The 18,999-nt window shown below is 36.7% G+C and carries 20 protein-coding genes and 1 riboswitch; of the genes, 19 read left to right on the top strand and 1 reads right to left on the bottom strand.

Annotation, left to right across the window (positions count from 1 at the left end; genetic code table 11):
- Window positions 1–307: 307 nt before the first annotated feature.
- The 15 genes from ACFQIC_RS01280 (at window position 308) to ACFQIC_RS01210 (ending at window position 14,867) form a co-directional block, all read left to right on the top strand.
- Complete coding sequence (locus tag ACFQIC_RS01280; RefSeq protein WP_204706502.1) at window positions 308–1,054, top strand: segregation/condensation protein A; 747 nt, start codon at window positions 308–310, stop codon at window positions 1,052–1,054.
- Window positions 1,051–1,644: an SMC-Scp complex subunit ScpB gene (gene scpB, locus ACFQIC_RS01275; protein ID WP_204706499.1), complete on the top strand. Its 594-nt coding sequence runs from the start codon at window positions 1,051–1,053 to the stop codon at window positions 1,642–1,644. Before ACFQIC_RS01280 ends, scpB begins: the two co-directional genes overlap by 4 nt.
- A gap of 379 nt (window positions 1,645–2,023) precedes the next feature.
- Entirely contained in the window at window positions 2,024–3,118 is a 1,095-nt protein-coding gene (locus ACFQIC_RS01270) for a D-alanyl-D-alanine carboxypeptidase family protein (RefSeq protein ID WP_417361997.1), read from the top strand.
- On the top strand, window positions 3,106–3,699 hold the full coding sequence (locus ACFQIC_RS01265) for a nucleoside recognition domain-containing protein (protein WP_204706495.1): 594 nt from the start codon (window positions 3,106–3,108) through the stop codon (window positions 3,697–3,699). The genes ACFQIC_RS01270 and ACFQIC_RS01265 overlap by 13 nt, the downstream gene beginning before the upstream one ends.
- Window positions 3,696–4,208, top strand: a complete 513-nt coding sequence (locus ACFQIC_RS01260; protein WP_204706493.1) for a spore maturation protein — start codon at window positions 3,696–3,698, stop codon at window positions 4,206–4,208. Before ACFQIC_RS01265 ends, ACFQIC_RS01260 begins: the two co-directional genes overlap by 4 nt.
- 136 nt (window positions 4,209–4,344) lie before the next feature.
- Window positions 4,345–5,073, top strand: a complete 729-nt coding sequence (locus tag ACFQIC_RS01255; protein ID WP_204707549.1) for a pseudouridine synthase — start codon at window positions 4,345–4,347, stop codon at window positions 5,071–5,073.
- A gap of 53 nt (window positions 5,074–5,126) precedes the next feature.
- Complete coding sequence (gene resA, locus ACFQIC_RS01250) at window positions 5,127–5,678, top strand: thiol-disulfide oxidoreductase ResA (RefSeq protein WP_204706492.1); 552 nt, start codon at window positions 5,127–5,129, stop codon at window positions 5,676–5,678.
- A 27-nt stretch (window positions 5,679–5,705) separates the two neighbouring features.
- Window positions 5,706–7,331 carry a cytochrome c biogenesis protein ResB gene (gene resB / locus ACFQIC_RS01245; RefSeq protein ID WP_204706491.1) on the top strand — a complete coding sequence of 542 codons (1,626 nt, stop codon included), beginning with the start codon at window positions 5,706–5,708 and terminating at the stop codon, window positions 7,329–7,331.
- Window positions 7,332–7,361: 30 nt separating this feature from the next.
- Window positions 7,362–8,549, top strand: coding sequence for a c-type cytochrome biogenesis protein CcsB (ccsB, locus tag ACFQIC_RS01240; RefSeq protein WP_204706490.1), 1,188 nt, complete (start codon window positions 7,362–7,364; stop codon window positions 8,547–8,549).
- An 81-nt stretch (window positions 8,550–8,630) separates the two neighbouring features.
- Complete coding sequence (locus tag ACFQIC_RS01235) at window positions 8,631–9,353, top strand: response regulator transcription factor (RefSeq protein ID WP_204706489.1); 723 nt, start codon at window positions 8,631–8,633, stop codon at window positions 9,351–9,353.
- Entirely contained in the window at window positions 9,353–11,143 is a 1,791-nt protein-coding gene (locus ACFQIC_RS01230) for an ATP-binding protein (RefSeq protein ID WP_204706488.1), read from the top strand. The genes ACFQIC_RS01235 and ACFQIC_RS01230 overlap by 1 nt, the downstream gene beginning before the upstream one ends.
- A 39-nt stretch (window positions 11,144–11,182) precedes the next feature.
- Window positions 11,183–11,362: riboswitch (cobalamin riboswitch) on the top strand.
- Between the two features lie 174 nt (window positions 11,363–11,536).
- The gene (locus tag ACFQIC_RS01225; protein ID WP_204706487.1) at window positions 11,537–11,938 is read left to right on the top strand and encodes a DUF4430 domain-containing protein; all 402 of its coding nucleotides are present in this window, start codon (window positions 11,537–11,539) and stop codon (window positions 11,936–11,938) included.
- Window positions 11,939–11,946: 8 nt separating this feature from the next.
- Window positions 11,947–12,450 (top strand): ECF transporter S component, encoded by a 504-nt coding sequence (locus ACFQIC_RS01220; RefSeq protein WP_204706486.1) that lies wholly within the window; start codon window positions 11,947–11,949, stop codon window positions 12,448–12,450.
- A 748-nt stretch (window positions 12,451–13,198) separates the two neighbouring features.
- Entirely contained in the window at window positions 13,199–13,726 is a 528-nt protein-coding gene (locus ACFQIC_RS01215) for an RNA polymerase sigma factor SigX (protein WP_204706485.1), read from the top strand.
- On the top strand, window positions 13,719–14,867 hold the full coding sequence (locus ACFQIC_RS01210; protein WP_204706484.1) for a hypothetical protein: 1,149 nt from the start codon (window positions 13,719–13,721) through the stop codon (window positions 14,865–14,867). The genes ACFQIC_RS01215 and ACFQIC_RS01210 overlap by 8 nt, the downstream gene beginning before the upstream one ends.
- A 323-nt stretch (window positions 14,868–15,190) precedes the next feature.
- Here the strand turns inward: ACFQIC_RS01210 and ACFQIC_RS01205 are convergent, their stop codons facing one another.
- Window positions 15,191–15,439, bottom strand: coding sequence for a ferredoxin (locus ACFQIC_RS01205; RefSeq protein ID WP_204706483.1), 249 nt, complete (start codon window positions 15,437–15,439; stop codon window positions 15,191–15,193).
- Window positions 15,440–15,568: 129 nt separating this feature from the next.
- Between ACFQIC_RS01205 and ACFQIC_RS01200 the strand changes: the two genes are divergently transcribed.
- Genes ACFQIC_RS01200 through ACFQIC_RS01185 form a run of 4 tightly spaced genes read left to right on the top strand, consistent with a single transcriptional unit; the run spans window position 15,569 to window position 18,998 of the window.
- On the top strand, window positions 15,569–16,642 hold the full coding sequence (locus ACFQIC_RS01200) for a YpbB family protein (protein WP_204706482.1): 1,074 nt from the start codon (window positions 15,569–15,571) through the stop codon (window positions 16,640–16,642).
- On the top strand, window positions 16,620–18,146 hold the full coding sequence (locus ACFQIC_RS01195) for a RecQ family ATP-dependent DNA helicase (RefSeq protein WP_204706481.1): 1,527 nt from the start codon (window positions 16,620–16,622) through the stop codon (window positions 18,144–18,146). The genes ACFQIC_RS01200 and ACFQIC_RS01195 overlap by 23 nt, the downstream gene beginning before the upstream one ends.
- Window positions 18,139–18,729 carry a CPBP family intramembrane glutamic endopeptidase gene (locus ACFQIC_RS01190; RefSeq protein WP_204706480.1) on the top strand — a complete coding sequence of 197 codons (591 nt, stop codon included), beginning with the start codon at window positions 18,139–18,141 and terminating at the stop codon, window positions 18,727–18,729. Before ACFQIC_RS01195 ends, ACFQIC_RS01190 begins: the two co-directional genes overlap by 8 nt.
- Window positions 18,726–18,998 (top strand): hypothetical protein, encoded by a 273-nt coding sequence (locus ACFQIC_RS01185; RefSeq protein ID WP_204706479.1) that lies wholly within the window; start codon window positions 18,726–18,728, stop codon window positions 18,996–18,998. Before ACFQIC_RS01190 ends, ACFQIC_RS01185 begins: the two co-directional genes overlap by 4 nt.
- Window position 18,999 lies beyond the last annotated feature (1 nt).

Below are 18,999 nucleotides of genomic sequence, written 5' to 3'. Positions count from 1 at the left end.
GTATTAAAGGCTATGTTAACCTTACTGTTGACCTTTGGTATGGTTGATTGGATGGGGACCTGTTCGCTTTCCACGAACGAACCGGCGAGTCTCCGCGTTCATTCCTCACTGCGGGGTCTGCGCCAACTCGTTTTCTGCAGGGATCTCCCAGATTCCATCCACTTATGCCGTGAAAGAAGGCTATACACAGAAGGCCTTATATTCGACAGGAACTACCTATAACATAACCTCTCTTATATAGAACATTTGTTTATGGGGCAAATATCAACATTAGTTTAACATAGCCATTAAAAAAGGAAGAAATACTATGACGAATCGATACCAAGTAAAACTGGACGGGTTTGAAGGTCCACTGGATCTATTACTGCATTTGATTAACCGTTATGAAATTGATATCTATGATATTCCAGTATCTACAATTACCGAACAATATATGAATTACATCCATGCGATGAAAGAATTGGAGCTAAATGTTGCTAGCGAATATTTGGTGATGGCTGCTAGCTTACTTGCGATAAAGAGTCAAATGCTTCTCCCTGCTTCAAAACTTGAAGATGAGTTTGTGGAAGATGAGGAAGAGGATCCTCGTGAGGAGTTAGTGAATCGGCTAGTTGAATATAAAAAATTTAAAAAAGCGGCAGAAGATTTGAAGAATAAAGAAGTGGAAGAGAATCGTATTTATACTCGACCTCAAATGGCACTACAGGAGAAGGACGAAGAGCACAAGCCTTTAGACCCTGGAGAAGTGTCGGTGTTCGATATTGTAGCAGCTGTTCAACAAATGTTAAAAAAAACGAAACAAAAGACAGCGAATGAAACTAAGGTTAAGCGAGATGAAGTGTCTATCCAAATGAGAATGGATGGTATATTAAAAAAAATGGAAGTCAGTAATAACGGAACATCTTTTAATGATTTATTTGAAGAAAGGTCTAGACCTCACATTGTAGTCACATTTATTGCACTCCTAGAACTAATGAAAAATAATGACGTTGTTTGTGTTCAGCCCAATCACTTTGATGAATTAATTGTTTTTAAAATGGAGGATAAAGGATGAATACAAATCAGAAGATAGCACTGATTGAGGGTCTATTATTTGTTTCAGGAGAAGAAGGAATAACCAAAAGTAAACTTTCTCAGATCCTAGAGTGCACACGAAAAGAGCTAGAAGAACTTCTTCAACACCTATTTGAAGATTACAATAGCTTAAATAGGGGTATTAAAATAATGGATTCCAGCGGGACTCTTCATTTGACCACTAAACCTGAGCATGCTGGATATTATGAAGACTTGCTAAATACTAAAGCATCTACAAGACTTTCTCAGGCTGCACTGGAAGTCTTGGCAATCATTGCTTACCGTCAGCCGATCACACGAATTGAAATAGATGATCTTCGAGGTGTGAAAAGTGATAGGTCCGTTCAAACCTTGGTGACTAGAGGGATGATTGAGGAAAGGGGAAGAAAAGAAGCTGTGGGTCGCCCGGTATTATTTGGTACAACTACAGAATTCCTAACATATTTTGGTTTATCTTCTATTGATGAGCTTCCCGTTTTGCAAGAATTAAGTGAGCATGAGAGCGTAGAGGAAGAAGCAGATTTGTTTTTTGAGAAATTTGATACGGATGATTATAAATCTGAAGATTAGAACACACGGTTGTTAAATTAACCATTGAAGTTTTTTAATAGTTTATGAGTGTTGTAATGCCGAGAAAGTGTCCGTTTGTAGTTCAACGATTGATTATGAGGATAAACTAAGTGTTCGCTCTCGTTTATGTAATAAAATAATTAGAGTCTAAGAATCAAAAATCACGCTTTGTTAAAGAAGAACTTTTACTTGTTTTTGAGAATGCCATCCAAGAAAGAGGGTCTTTTGGACTTTTATCTACATTTGATTTTATCGAAAAAAGATGATAATTAATGCCTTGTATAATATCTTTGGCTGCGAATTCAATTCGCAGTCTTTTTTTGCCTTCATAAGCTCGTACTTTTGTGCATAAAGTTAAGCAAAGAACATGATGGGAGGAATACCTCTTTTGAAATTAAAACTATATACGATACTAATCGTATTTATTCTAGGCATTTGTTTAAACAATACAACATCTTATGCTCAGCCCGATTTATCTGTCTCTGCAGAACATGCAATCTTAATAGATGCGGAATCAGGACGTGTTTTGTTTGAAAAGGATGCATACTCACCCTCTCTAGTGGCCAGTACAACTAAAATATTAACTGCGATACTTGCGATTGAATCTGGGGATTTGGAAGAAGATGTGGTAGTAAGTGAACGGGCTATTCGTACCGAAGGATCTTCGATTTATTTAACAGAAGGTGAAAAAATTAAACTTCAAGATCTAATATATGGCTTAATGTTACGTTCTGGAAATGACTCTGCCGTAGCAATTTCTGAACACATCGGAGGAAGTGTTGAGGGCTTTGTCTATATGATGAATGAGAAAGCTCAATGGATAGGAATGAACGATTCGAATTTTGAGAATCCCCATGGACTTGATGGGGACAACCATGTGTCAAGCGCCTATGACTTAGCGTTGTTAATGAAATATTCTATGGAGAATGATACATTTCGTGAAGTCACGGGCAGTGAAATCTATAAATCAGAAAACCGAACATACTCATGGCAAAATAAAAATAAGCTTTTGACTATGCTCTATGAAAATACAACAGGTGGAAAAACGGGTTTCACAAAACAGGCTGGACGGACACTTGTAAGTAGTGCAGAAAAAGATGGAATGGAACTAGTAGCAGTGACATTAAATGCACCAAGTGATTGGAATGATCATGAACGTATGTATGAGTGGGGGTTTGATAATTACGAAACCTACCAAATCCAAAAAGAAGGTTATGAGGAATCTTCCGGCCAGAATTATTATCTACCAAAGGATGTTAGTGTCCCTTTAACTAAAGAAGAAAAAAATCAATTAACAGCAGTGTTTCACTCTGATAATGTATCAAATCTTTATGCAGGTACCCGGTACTTTCAGTTAGAAGATCAAATACTTGCAGAGTCTGCCGTGTTAACGGAGCGTCCGCAACAACCTTGGTTATCCGCGAGCTTTGCGTTTATGAAGCGTATGATGGGGGTGGGGTCTTGGTCAACTTAATCTGGGTAATCCTAGCAGTAAGTGGAATAGCCTATGCGGGTTTTAATGGAACAATGGATAAAGTAAATGAAGCGATATTTGCGACAATTGATGAAAGTATTATGCTTACACTCAGCTTAATGGGTGTTTTGGTTTTTTGGTTAGGACTTATGAAAATCGCTGAGGAGGCGGGTTTGTTAAGATCATTGGCCAGACTGTTTAAACCTATTGTAAGAAGGCTCTTTCCAGAAATACCTGATAATGATCCAGCTATAGGCTATATCCTATCTAATATAACGGCAAACATTTTTGGATTAGGGAATGCGGCTACTCCTATGGGGCTTAAAGCAATGAATGAATTAAAACGCTTGTCTGGTAGTAAAGAGGCAAGCCGGTCTATGATTACATTATTGGCTATCAATACTTCTTCATTAACGATAGTTCCAACGACCGTCATAGCGATACGCATGAAATATGACTCCACAGATCCTACAAGTATTATTGGAGCAACTATTCTAGCTACAGCTATCTCTACAATAGCAGCCCTATTCATCGATCGATTTTTTTACTATAGACGAAGAAGATTGGGACGAGTGATATGAGCATTTGGTTGATTCCTACAATTATTCTAATCGTATTAGTAACAGCAACCATTAAACGTGTACCTGCGTATGAAGTTTTTGTAGATGGAAGTAAAGAGGGGATTCAATTAGCTATATCATTGCTTCCTTTTTTGTTAGGAATGATGGTGTCAATCGCTATCTTTCAAGCTTCTGGAGCCATGGATGCTTTATTGCTTGTCTTTAAACCCATTATGACGTCGATCGGTATTCCTGAACAAATATTACCTCTAGCCATGATACGCCCGATTTCAGGAACAGCAGCTCTTAGTATGACTACAGAGTTAATTCGTACATTTGGTCCTGACTCACTAATTGGACAGATGGCATCTGTCATGCAAGGAAGCACGGATACAACCTTATACATTATTACAGTATATTTTGGTGCAGTAGGTATTAGAAAAATGGGAGACGCCTTAAAAGTTGGACTTCTTGCAGACTTGGTTGGTATAATTGCTTCGATTATAGTTGTCATGATTTTATTTACTTAACAGAGCTATTCCTTTGTTTAATTAGTGAGTAACCATGTATAATGATAATTAGCCTAGAGCCGCGCTGGACATCCCAGCGTGGCTTCATAGTGTTTAAAAATATTAAATGATATAGGAGGACGATCCGATGGCCAATCTGGAACGTCTGCAGAAAGTGATTGCTCAAGCAGGAGTAGCATCACGTAGAAAAGCAGAAGAAATGATTACTCAAGGAAAAGTTAAAGTTAATGGAAAAGTGATGAAAGAGTTAGGAACTAAGGTTAGCACAAATGATAAAGTGGAAGTTGCAGGAGTCCCTTTAGTTAAAGAAGTCCCTGTTTATTATTTGTTGTACAAACCAAGAGGTGTTATTTCTAGTGTCAAAGATGATAAAGGCAGAAAAGTTGTTACAGATTATATACCTGAAGTGAAGGAAAGAATTTTTCCTATAGGGCGTTTAGATTATGATACATCAGGTGTTTTACTATTAACAAATGATGGTGATTTTGCTAATTTACTTATGCACCCAAGTGGTGAAGTTGATAAGGTATATATTGCTAAAACAAAAGGGATTCCTTCCGCCGAACAGTTGAAAAGTATGAAAAAAGGCATGATGATCGAAGGAGAGCATATGAAAGCAGCGCATGTAAAAGTGATGTCCTCAGAAAATAAAAAGAACACAGCGATCGTTCAAGTAGTCTTACATGAAGGAAAAAATCGTCAAATACGTAAAATGTTCGAAGCTTTAGGTTATCCTGTAGATAAATTAAAAAGGGAACGCTATGGTTCTATTACTTTACAAGGTATGAATGCAGGAGATGCTAGACCACTTAAACCTCACGAAGTAAAACAAATTCGTCAGCTAGCTGAAGAAAATGTTAAATAATCTTCAAAATTTCCTGAGCTCATCAATGTTATAATGGTCGGGGAGTGAAAGCTATGAAGGAAAGCACAGTACAAAAGAAAAAGAGAAGATTGATTTTTCGTTCCGCCATGTTGGCTGTCATGGTAGGACTAATTATCTTTGCACTAGTTTCAAATCTGAATGATGATAAAAATGTGGTTGCTGAAGGGGAACAAGCTCCTGATTTTGAGTTGAAGAAATTTGGAACGGATGAAACAGTTTCACTTAGTGACCTTGAAGGTCAAGGTGTAATGATCAATTTTTGGGCTACTTATTGTGAGCCTTGTAAAGAAGAAATGCCATATATGGAAGAAATATACTCTAAGTATAAAGACAAGGATGTAGAAATACTTGCTATTAACTTGGATGCTACCGACCTTGTGGTTAGACGGTTCTTAGATCGTTATGGTCTATCCTTCCCAATACTCCATGATAAAAATGGCCAGGTAATGGATCAATATAATGTAGGTAGAATCCCTTCTACACTATTTATTAACCCAGACGGAGAAGTAGAAGAACAAGTAGTTGGTCCTCTAACATTGGAGAAGCTTGATGGCTATTTAGAGGAGATTACACCGGAGACTTAAGTCCATATGAAATTGTGAGGTTTTACTATGAAAGATATTACATGTGAGTGTGGTCATGTAAACCCTGAGGGTACGGTCTTATGTGAATCGTGTGGAAAACCCGTGAAAGATAATCAACACCTTAATGGGAATAATGATAAAGAACTCTTAAATATGAGATATGACGGAAGTGCACGGCGCTCACAAACGTATAATCGTACATTTGTTGACAAAGTGTGGAACTTCTTTTCTTCCGTTAAAGTTGGTGTCTCGTTGATCATTATTACCTTAATCGCTTCAGCGATAGGTACAGTCTTTCCACAGGAAATGTATATTCCACCAGGCTCAGATCCAACGACTCACTATAGTGATCAATATGGAATAATTGGTCAAATCTATTATCAGTTAGGTTTTCATAATTTATTTACCTCATGGTGGTTTATGATATTACTTGCTATGATTGGAATTTCGATCGTTATAGCGAGTCTTGACCGTTTTATTCCATTGTATAAAACGTTAAAAAGACAAAGACCAAAGCGTCATGATTTATTTATGAAAAAGCAACGGGTTTTTGGTCAAACAGAATCTGATTCGATTAAATTCGATCAGTTGAAGAGAAATTTAAAGAAACAACGTTTTAAAGTAAAAGAAGAGGAAGGTAGTCTCCTAGCTGAGAAGAACCGTTTCTCTCGGTGGGGTCCTTATGTTAACCATATTGGTCTTATTATTTTCTTGCTAGGAACATTACTTAGATTTATTCCAGCCTTATATGTAGATGATTTTATTTGGGTACGTGAAGGTGAAACAAAAGTTATTAGTGGTACAGATGGACAATATTACATTAAAAATAAAGAGTTTATTTTGGAAAATTATGATGAAGACGATGAAAGGTTTCAGGAATCTATTCAAAATAATGGTGCACCCGTTCCAAAAAATTATCAAACAAATGCAGTAATTTATGAAAGAACCGACGACGTTGTAGTTGGAAAAGATCCTGAGTTACAAAAAATTAGTGAAGCGGAAGCGAGAATGAACCATCCGATTCAATTTGAGGATTATTCTTTATACCAAGCAAGTTATCAACAAAATGAGTTCAAAGATATGACATTTAAGTTACATGATACAAATGATGAAGATAGCTCGTATGGCGAATTTACGATTGACTTAAGTGATCCTGAGTCCGAGTATGAATTAGATAGCGGACACAAAATTGTACTTGACTCCTATTATCCTGAATATGAACTAAATGATGGGGAACCTGTATCGGTATCAAAATATCCAAAGAATCCTGCGTTTGTTTTCAAAGTGTTCGCACCAGGTGAATCAGAACCAGAAGTGAGTTTTGCTGGTATTGGTGCCAACGTTGATGGTACTGGAGAAAATGAGTACAAAGTTGGACTAGTGAATTTTGATGTTCGAGATGTGACAGGCTTAGCTGTTAAAAAGGATTATACACTACCTTTTATAGCACTAGGAGGAGCCATTTTCATGATTGGTGTGAGTATGGGAATGTACTGGAATCACAGAAGAATATGGGTGAAACCTCAAGAGAATGGTGCTTGGATTGCAGGTCACACCAACAAAAATTGGGTGGCACTAAGGCGTGAAATTGATAGAGCTATCGATGGAACAGGAATAGAAAAGCCCATCGATCAACAAGAATTGAAAAGCTAGCCTTCATTAGGAATGTAAGGAGGAAAGGATATGGGAGAATTAAGTACGATAAGTAGTAACTTACTATATGCAGCTTTCTTTATCTATTTAGTAGCTACGTTTTTCTTCGCAGGTACTATTAGTGATAAAGGAAAAAATAAATCGGAGCTTGTTGGAAAAATAGGGATCACGATAACGATCATTGGTTTTTTGACACAGTTGGGATATTTCTTTACAAGATGGGGTGCGTCAGGACATGCACCAGTTAGTAATTTATTTGAGTTTATTACTTTCTTTGGGATGATGCTTGTTTTTGCATTCATCATTATGTATTTTATTTATCGAATTAATATATTAGGTTTAGTCGCACTACCGATTGCATTATTAATAATTGCATTTGCAAGTATGTTTCCTACAGAAATTTCTCCGCTTGTACCATCGTTGCAGTCTCACTGGTTATACATTCATGTAACGACAGCTGCACTAGGCCAAGCAATACTATCAATTAGCTTTGTAGCGGGGTTAATTTTCTTGATTCGTCAAGTGGATCAATCAGTGAAATCGAAACAAACCTTCTGGCTTGAGTTTGTTCTATTTATGGTTGCTACTACACTTGCGTTTATTATCGTGTCCTCAATTTTTAATGTCACTAACTATAATTCTACGTTTGAAGCACCAGTAGAGGGGCTAGTTACTGAAATTACTTATGAGATGCCAGCCATTGTTGCCCCATTTGATGGTGAATTATTATCAGAAAATACGATGTCACCTCTTTTTCAAGCACCTGAATGGATGCGGGGAGTAGATGCATCGATTAAATTTAATACTATGATTTGGTCGTTACTCGGTGGGCTAGTTTTATATGGAGTCATTCGATTAGTGCTCAGAAAGAGAGTAGCTAATGCTCTTCAGCCATTATTAAGAAAAGCTAACCCAGAAATCATTGATGAAGTCGGGTATCGTGCCGTAGCCATTGGTTTTCCTATATTTACTTTAGGAGCACTGATATTTGCTATGATATGGGCTCAGGAAGCTTGGAATCGCTTCTGGGGATGGGATCCTAAAGAGGTATGGGCGTTAATTACATTCTTCTTTTACGCTGCCTATTTACACTTGCGTTTATCAAGAGGATGGCAGGGGAAGAAATCTGCTTGGTTAGCGGTAGGTGGATTTGGAATTATTATGTTTAATTTATTAGCAGTAAATCTAATTATTTCAGGTTTGCATTCGTACGCTTAAGAATTTATAGGCAGGTTGGGTTTGTTTATCCCACCTGCCATTTATTATAATCAGACCTAATACTATAGGAGGTGGGTATAAATGATGGATAACAACGAAGCTAAGATTTTAGTTGTCGATGACGAAGAGCGTATAAGGCGACTGATAAAAATGTACTTAGAAAGAGAAAACTATGAAATTGATGAAGCAGAGGATGGCTATGAAGCACTTAACATGGCATTACAGGAGGATTACGATGTGATCCTATTAGATATCATGATGCCGGGTAAAGATGGAATAGAGGTATGTAAGGAACTACGTGAGAAGAAAGCAACTCCAGTGATTATGTTGACAGCGAAAGGCGAGGAAGCCAATCGAGTACAAGGCTTTGAGGTTGGCTCAGATGATTACATTGTTAAACCATTTAGTCCAAGAGAAGTCGTTCTTAGAGTGAAAGCGCTTTTGCGAAGGGCTTCCACAACTAAATTTTTAGAAACAGATACAACGACGAGAAACATTTTGGTTTTCCCTCACATGACCATAGATAATGATGCTCACCGGGTGACTGCTGATGGGAAAGAAGTTGCGTTAACCCCGAAAGAATATGAGTTATTGAATTATATGGCACAGTCACCAGATAAAGTGTTCGATAGAGAGCAGTTATTAAAAGAAGTGTGGCAGTATGAGTTTTTTGGTGACTTACGTACTGTTGATACACATGTTAAAAGACTTCGGGAAAAGTTAAGTAAAGTCTCCACAAAAGCAGCAGGAATGATTAATACTGTCTGGGGAGTTGGATATAAGTTTGAGGTTAGTGGTGAGTAATGTTTTGGCGTAGTGTTGTTGGAAAACTATGGTTCACGATTTTATTGCTTGTTTGTTTTGTATTGTTTATTTTAACTGTTCTTCTCCTTGAATTTTTTGAAAATTATCATGTCTTAGAAGCAGAAAAAGAATTATTGCAGACGGCAACTAAAGTTTCTGATGTAGTTTCAGAATATGAAAGGGAAGAACTTATTTTATCCATGACTGATCTAATTAAAGATCCCTCAAGTCAAGTTGTGGTAACTGACAGAAGTGGTAATATTCTAACTTCCCCATCATCAGAAGGTAATGACTTACCAAATTTCAGTTATAACTGGTTTATGAATGATTCGGAGTTCGCTGCTGTTGTTGAGGAACGGAAAGATGTAATGAAAGTATCTAATATTGAAGATTCAGAATTAGGCTATATGGTTGTTGGTACACCCCTTAATGATCAACAAGGTGCTGTGTTTGTCTATCAATCACTAGACACAATAGAGGAAACTTCAGATCAAACGACCAAGATTATTTTCTTAGGAGCAGGCATCGCCATAATATTAACCACTATATTTGCTTTCTTTCTATCCACTCGTATAACTTCCCCTTTGATCAAAATGAGGGAAGGGGCACTTGAATTAGCAAAGGGAGAATTTAATACAAAAATTCCTATACTCACTCATGATGAAATTGGTGAATTGGCCATGGCATTCAATCGGATGGGTAGACAATTAAAGTTTCATATAGATGCTCTCAATCATGAGAAAGAACAATTATCAGGGATATTGCGTTCAATGGCTGACGGTGTGTTAACTATGAATCGTCAAGGGGATGTATTAGTTTCGAATCCTCCAGCAGATCAATATTTGCAAGCATGGGCTTTCGAAGTTAGTGGGATAGAAAAACACTATAGCGAACAACAAAGGAATCTGCCAGTTCCTATGAGAGAACTTTTTAATAAAGTGATTGACAACGAACAAGAGCTGATGACTGAAGTCACTGTTCAAGGTCGAACTTGGGTTATAATTATGACTCCTTTATACGACCAGGATCATGTAAGAGGTGCAGTCGCAGTTTTACGTGACATGACTGATGAACGGCGATTAGATAAATTGCGAAAAGACTTTATAGCAAATGTTTCCCACGAACTAAGAACCCCTATATCAATGTTGCAAGGCTATAGTGAAGCCATCGTAGATGATATAGCCGAGTCAAGAGAAGACAAAAATGAACTTGCGAAAATTATTCATGATGAGTCATTAAGAATTGGACGATTAGTGAACGAACTCTTAGATATTGCACGCATGGAAGCAGGGCATATCTCCTTATATCTAGAACAAATTCAAGTCGGTCCGTTTGCTAAGAAAATAGTTAGGAAATTTAAAGGACTCGCAGAGGAAAAACAAGTTCAATTGAATCTTGATCTACAGGATGAACATCCCATGATTTCCATAGATATTGATCGCATGGAACAAGTGTTAACGAACTTAATTGATAATGCAATTCGTCATACTGATGAGAATGGAACAGTTGATGTGATTATAGAACGTAGTCAGTCTGAATGGCTTATTCAAGTATCGGATTCCGGTCAGGGTATTCCTGAAGATGATTTACCTTTCGTCTTTGAACGCTTTTATAAAGCTGATAAATCTAGGAAAAGAGAATCTTCTCAAAAAGGAACAGGGCTAGGGCTTGCTATTGCTAAGCACATTGTTGAAGCCCATAGCGGAAGTATCGGAGTTCATAGCAAGGTTGATGAAGGTACTACGTTCACTGTGGTTATTCCTATCAAAGAGGAAGAAGATGAAAATTAGATTGCTAAATCGTTGAGAATCGTGTAACCTGTAATTTGAACTTAATATGTTGATGTTGGTGCCCAAATAGGGCTGAATAGGGAATCTGGTATTAATCCAGAACTGTCCTCGCAACTGTAAGTGTAGACGAAAAGGAGAAACCACTATAATCTTTATGGGAAGGTTCCTTAGTAGGATGAGACACAAGTCAGTAGACCTGCCAAACATCACTCGTTTCAAAGCTTCGAGGGTTGAGCGTTTGAGATATCCGTTTGGTTTATGAATGATTATGATTAACTCCATTTGGTATGTCTTAAGCCTGTTCTTCACTATGAAGAGCAGGCTTTTTATTGTTTATACATAAAACGTTTCTAGAAGCTTTGAAACAATCAAATAGTAGGGAGGAAGTTTTATATGAGCAAGCTTTATCAAGGATTTTTAATGACTTTATTGGCGGTTGTCCTGTTATCAGGCTGTCAAGAGGAAGCTAATGAAGGTGTATCTGAAACTGAACAAGAAAAAGTAGAGGAAGTATCTATCGAGGTTGAAATTTCTCAAAATAAAGGAGAAGAAGTTATTTCGACAGAAGAGCATTCCGTAGAAGAAGGAACCATGCTTATGGAAGTTATGGAAGATAATTACGAGGTTGAACAAGAAGAAGGATTTATTAATAGTATAGAAGGTATTTCTCCTGAAGATGGTGAACAAAAGGCTTGGCTTTATACGATAAATGGAGAGGATGCAACAGTCGGAGCCACGGAATATGAAGTAGAAGAAGGAGACGAAATCAATTTCGATTTTCAATCTTGGGAATGATGGTATAAATGAAAACGTATAAAATTACGCTGATTGCAATGCTAGCGGCATTGGCCGTTGCCGGAAGGATTGCAATGGCTCATTTGCCAAATATCCAGCCCGTGACAGCCATTATCATCATCACAGGCTTTTGGTTAGGTCCTTTAGCTGCTGTAACCATGGCTATCTTAACAACCTTTCTCTCAAACGTGATTCTAGGGATGGGAATTTGGTCGATCTGGCAGGTAGTCTCCTGGTCGGTGATCGGAATGATTGCTGGAGTTATAGGTAAATACTGGTCATCTATTCCTGTTTGGGGCTTATCGGTATATGGTTTTTTAAGTGGGATGTTCTTTGGGTTAATGATCTCAGTGACTATGTATACCGTTGGACAATCTTTTTGGGCTTATTATCTAGCGGGTATCCCTATGGACGTCAACCATGCAATATCTAACACTGTATTTATTTTGGTATTATCACCAATTTTAGGTAGGTTGTTTAATAAATATCATAAGTCCCATATCATGACTTAAAAGCTATCTTATTAGTAACGGGTTCTGTATAGTAATTTGTTTCGGTTTTTGGAATGCAAGTAAGAAAAGATTCGGTCGAAATCGTAAGTAGTTCTGTTTCGGTTGAGAAACATATGAAATAGTATATGAGTTAGCAGACCAAATCGCATAGCGGTTTGGTCTTTGTATTTTCCTGCCATTTGATGGGCTTCCTAGCCTGGAAGAAGTCATGAAGACCATTTTCTAAAAGCCACAATCGCTTACTTTCTAGCGAGGAAACTAGTGAGAAAACCTCATCCAGGTAGTGAAGAGTATAGAATCTCCCACCATGGTTTCATCAGCCTAAAATACCCCTATCTTATGGCTCTGATTGGATGGGGATTTACGAGATTCGCCGATTCGTCCGCGGAAAGCGAGCAAAGATTCCGATCCAATCAACAACGCTAACCTAGATAAAGGAGGCAAATCTTTAGAAAATAGTATATAAGAATTCCACGCCGGCTTGTATAAGTCTCTCAATAAGGTAGGAGGTAGAAGATTCGCATCCAACCAATAAATACCTATTATGGACAAAAATAATCTAGTATATGAAGCAAATAACCTCAATTCCCTTGCTTTTTTTGTCTATAGGTTAGCTGATTGGTAAGTAAAAAAGGGATTCTAATTTTTTATAGAATGGTTTCATTTATGGTTAGGAAAGATTATCATAGTAAAGTGTAACTTTTTACATAGATAAACGACTATTATGATGAACGGGGAGGCCGAGCATATGAAACCGTTCTTTGATGATTTTTATGATAAATATCATCAAGATTTATTTCAATACGTATTTTACATGGTGAAAGATCGTCAGGTTGCAGAAGATCTTGTACAGGATATTTACATTAAGGTGATTCGCTCTTACGAATCTTTTGATGGAAGAAGCAATGAAAAAACATGGTTATTTTCTATAGCGAAGCATGTTACGATCGATTATTTCAGAAAACAAGGAAGAAAAAGAAAAAGATTCTTTGAGTTCTTTAATTGGGAAGAAAAAGGTGAAAAGCTGCCTAGTAGCGCTCCTTTACCAGAAGAATTAGTTGAGAAAAGTGAACAACTACAGCAAGTCTATCGAGGCTTAGATCAGTGCTCAATCGATCAAAAAAATGTTATTATCTTACGTTTTATGCAAAGCATGTCCATTCAGGAAACAGCAGAAATTTTAGATTTTACAGAAAGTAAAGTGAAAACCATTCAGCATCGTGGCTTAAAAGTGTTAAAAAAAATATTAAATAGGGAGGTCGATTTAAGTGGGTAATGATCAAAAAAGTGAAAAAGAGATTCAAAAGATGATATCGGACCTCCCACGTGTTAATGAGTCTTTAAATAAAGGAGATTATCGTAAAATGATTAACAAAAAAATGAAAAACAATAAAAAACAAAGACCTCAATGGTTGATACCCGGACTGGCCACAATTTTGGCTATAGTTATAATCGCGATCGTTGGTCCAATGACTATAGATACAATAAATAATGAAGCTATAGAATCTAATGACCAAGCAGTGGAAGAAAATAATACAACTGAAGAAAGCAATGCTGCTGAATCAGCAAATGAGGATGACACGAATAAGTCAGATGACTCTATCGAGACAACTGAGCAAAATGAACCAGTGGAAGATGCTATGTTATTGGATCGTTTGATTGTATCCGATTTAGATGAATCTCGAATTGTTCGAGCAGTACCAGATCAAAATGCTCAATACACTATTCCTTTAACCATAGGATTAAAAGGAAAATCAAAGGAAGAAAGTCTAAGTGGATTTTCTCCAGAGGACATAGGACTCTCGCAAGATATCCTGAAGAATGTAACCATTTCAGTAGAAGAAGAATCTGAGGTAGCTACAGTTATTTTTCCAAATGATACTGAAATTGTGGGTAGTGCTATGAGTAATTCAATTATGGAGAGTCTAAGGTGGTCGGTGGAACCATATCAAGTAGAAGAAATTCAGGTGGAAACTGAAGGTGGAGAACCGGTCTCTTTTGGTAATTATGGGGAAGTTAGTACAATTGATCCAATAGAAGAAAATAGATATGTATACCAGCTATATATGTCTAATGATCGCGAATACCTAGTTCCTATTGATTTAGGTGAGAAGCTTTCATTTGAAGAAGCTTTAGAGGAGATGAAGAATTTCGAGGAATCTGAAAGTGTACAGCCTGCCATTCCACAAGAAATGGATATTGAAGTAAAAGAAATCGAATCGGAAATAGTAGTATTACAAATGAGTGTGAATGGATCAATAAAGGACCGAAAGCTAACTAGTTCATTAGAAGCTATCCTTGCATCTGCTAAACAGTTTGGTTATGAATCTATACAATTCGAAAATGTAAATGGGCTAGAGGATCTTAATTTCTCAGAACCTGTGCCTGTGCCCGAAAGTGTCAACCCTATAGAATGAATGATTTGAAGAGTCTTGTATTTGTACAAGGCTCTTTAGTCATTATAGAATAATCTGCAGTGATTTGATAAAATGAAAAGCATGAAGTAAAAGAGAAAAATCTTATGGGAAGATATCTCCGTAAAGGAAAGAAGTGAAATAAAGCTTTTTTGAGTAGATAGAAGATTAAATGAATGGACAACAACAATGGCTGCATGTACGATGTTTATTGACAGTAAAACCCTACAAATGTCTTTAAGTGGTTCTTCGTGCGATGGGACTATAAAGACAAACCTTTTAGCATAAAATGAACCCCCTCCACTTTGGTGAAGAGGGTAAATAGATTATCCATTTTTATGTGGGTCACCGTTAAATGGCTGATCAGCTATTTTTATAGAATCGGTCGGACATCCTTCAAAAGCGTCTTCCATATCATCCTCTAGAAATTCAGGTACTTGCTCATTTCCTTCATTATCATCCAAGACAACATAGGCTAGTCCTTCGTCATCGTAATCATATATATCAGGTGCTGCTGCTCCACAAGCACCGCAAGCAATACATGTATCTTTATCTACCATAGTATATTTAGACAAAAAATGAACCTCCTTCGTGTTTCACCTCTTGAAGTTGATATGAGAGGGTCAATATATTAGGCTACACCCTTCATTGTAAAGTGGTACTTGATACATTTCAATGCTTAGGTAATGTAAAGGAGGGTTATTGTGTTCAAATTCATCTTGTTAAATTGTATTCATACCTTTAAAGGAGAACGTACGATTTCTGGAATTTATAACTTAATCCAGGGAAAGCGTTCTTCTCAAACCTTGCAAGATGCTAGAATTTATCAATTAGATCGTTATTTTGGGATTTATCCCTCTTTAAAGAAAGAAAAATTAGAAAAGGCTATTGATGAATTAGTTACTGAAGAAAATGTGAGGTTAAATTCGGAACAGTACCCTGAAATATTAATAGCTGGTGAAAAGTATTTATCAAATTCATATATTTTAGACAATAATTACTTTGCTGGAATGGAATACCACCGAAATATATTCATATTTGAGAAACGTTTACGTTTACTAGTGCAAACCATCACTCAAAGTCATATGAAAGATTTTTCGTTTATTCCTATTGAAGATGATGTCACCATTCAATTATGGGTGAAAAAAGTATACAGGCAGCAGGATGCTTCGAAATTAATCGATTCTCTTTACCTAGAACTTAGTCAACTACTTGAGTCAATATGTACGAAAGAAGCGGAGTTGTTTGTAGGACGTTTAACGGGGGGAGGGCTAATTGGGGGAACGAGAGAACAGCTTGCCCTTCATCATAAGCTTAATAAGGAAAATGTGGATTTAATGATTACACATACATTATTTTATATTTTTCATTCTGTTAAAAAGGACTTGAATGCTTATCCTGTACTTGCTTATTGTCTTGAGGGTTTAGCTCAAGGTGAATTAATTACCTCATCTGCAAAGCAAACCTATCAATGGTTTAACAGAGGCTATACTCTACAGCAAATTTCATATAAACGTAATTTAAAAATGAGCACGATACAAGATCATATTGTAGAAATATCTTTAGTTATGCCATCATTTTCAATCGATTTATTTATTTCAGATATAGCTCAAGAGGAAATCATGAATACTATTGAACATCTGGAAACTAAAAAGCTGAAAAGATTATTCGAAGCGTTGGATGGAAAATTCAACTATTTTCAGTTGCGACTAGTGCTTACTAGGTCCAACTTTATTAGAAAGGGGGGAGAAGACTATGTCCAAACCTCATCTTCTTAATAGTTTAAAGAAGTATTTTGGATTCACTGAATTTAGAGAAGGTCAGGAGGAAATTATTGAGGATGTTATGAAAGGTAGGGGTGTGCTTGGGGTTTTACCCACTGGGGTCGGGAAATCTTTATGCTTTCAACTACCCTCCATGCTTTTACCCGGTACTACGATAGTCATTTCACCACTTATCTCTTTAATGGTTGACCAAGTAAAGCAACTTAAAGCAAAGGGTTTTAAGTCTGTCGTTGCCCTCAATAGTTTTATGGAACCTAATGAGAAAAGAGAAGTTCTTCATTCACTGCATAAGTATCGATTAATTTATTTATCACCTGAAATGTTACAAAACCAATGGGTTGAAAGAGCGTTAAAAAAACTGAGTGTTGATTTGTTTGTGATAGATGAGGCTCATTGTATTTCTCAATGGGGGCATGAGTTTAGGACGGACTACTTAAAGATGTACCAAATGATTGAGAAGCTTAATAAGCCCACTATCTTAGCTCTTAGTGCAACAGCTACACCAGATGTTCAAACAGATATAAAGTTCCAATTAAATTGTCCCCATATGGTAGATCATATTTATGCGATGGATAAACCAAATATGAGCTTTGCAGTGGAAACATATGATCACCAAGATGATAAGCTTAATCGTATAAAATCGATTGTTTTCAGCAAGCGGTTGCCTACTATGATATATTTTTCTAGTAGACAGTCTTCTGAATTGGTTGCCGAAGAATTAAATTTAGCTCTTGATCAAAAAGTTGCTTTTTATCATGGAGGCATGGATCAAACGGATCGACTTCTTGTACAGCAGCAATTTATGAAGGATCAGTTAGATATTATTTGTTGTACGAGTGCATTTGGAATGGGAGTAGATAAACCAAATATTCGTCGGGTCATTCATTACCATTTCCCTACTCAAATTGAGTCGTTTATTCAAGAGGTGGGCCGCGCCGGCAGAGATAGTAAGCCTTGCGCTAGCTTAGTGTTGCATACTCCTAGCGATCACTTATTACCCCGATTATTACTACAAAAGGAGTTACCTGATGAAAGTGATGTCGAGCGGTTGTTTTACTGGTTGAAAAATAATGAATTACTTCTTTCAAATGAAGAAATGGAAGAACAATTACAAATTTCAGAATCTCAATGGAATTTTTTAAAGTATCACTTAGAGGAAACCAATATGCTTATGCATAGTTCGATACAAACACAATCGGACGTGAGAGAAATTGCAAAATCACGTATAATCTCTCGACTAAGAGAAAGATGGAATTATAAAAATGAAAAGTTCCATGAGATAGTTAACTGGCTTCATTGCGAAGGATGTAGGAGAAGGAAATTATACGCTCCCTTTCAGCTAGGAGTAAAATCACCGGAAGTCCCTTGTTGTGATTATTGCGGTTTTTCAATTGACGATCTAGACGGAGAAGAGGAAGTTGTAAAATCTTCAGATTATCATCAAAGTTGGGACACTAGGTTGAAAGCTATATTTCTTCAGGAGCGATTAAATGCCTAGTAAGAACCAATCTGAAATTATTCAACAAATGTCAACCAAAGAGGTAACCTTGCATTTGATTTTTACGCAACTAGTTTTACTTCTCATAGCCGTAGTACTTAGTTTGTTTCTATTTGACCAACCCATAGTAGAGTGGGGGTTATTATTAAGCTATACAGTGGATGAGTGGCTATTATATGGAGTAGTTCCGGGGCTTATAGTGGTAAGCGTAGATTTTCTGCTTATCTTTTTATTGCCAGAGCGGTTTTATGATGATGGTGGCATTAATAAAAAAGTTTTTGAAAACCAAACAATTGTAAAGATTATACTTTTAACTCTTGTTATAGCAATTTGTGAGGAAGCGCTATTTAGAGGGATAATTCAAACACAATTTGGTTATATGGTAGCCAGTACAATTTTTGCACTCATTCACTTTCGTTACTTGAAAAAGATTGTTTTATTTTTATCTGTGATATTTGTAAGTTACTTTATTGGTTATATGTTTGAGGTTACTGGAAGCTTAGTGGTAAGCATAACCGCGCATTTTATGATTGATTCTATATTAGGTGTATGGATTTATTTGAGAAATGAGGAAGCAAATTGACTGATGATCTAGAAAATCGCGAGCAGGGTCGTGAAGAGTTTGATCAGGAGTATGACGTATTTAATTTACCTACAAGAACAGAGGTTTATCGAAAAAAGAAGAAGCTAGAACATTGGAATATTAGCAAATTATGGTTTAGGCTCTTATTTTTACTCTTAATAATTATGATGGTCATACTGTTCACACACTCTTATTGGGGCGAGTGGATTGATAATCAGAATCTCATCAACGAACCAAAACCTTATCATGAAGAAATTTCTATTGAATAAA

The sequence above is a fragment of the Halobacillus seohaensis genome (assembly GCF_042663045.1).
In the GTDB taxonomy this organism is placed as follows: domain Bacteria; phylum Bacillota; class Bacilli; order Bacillales; family Halobacillaceae; genus Halobacillus_A; species Halobacillus_A seohaensis.
The sequence above is the reverse complement of the archived record's forward strand: the minus strand, read 5'-3'. Positions and strand labels throughout refer to the sequence as shown.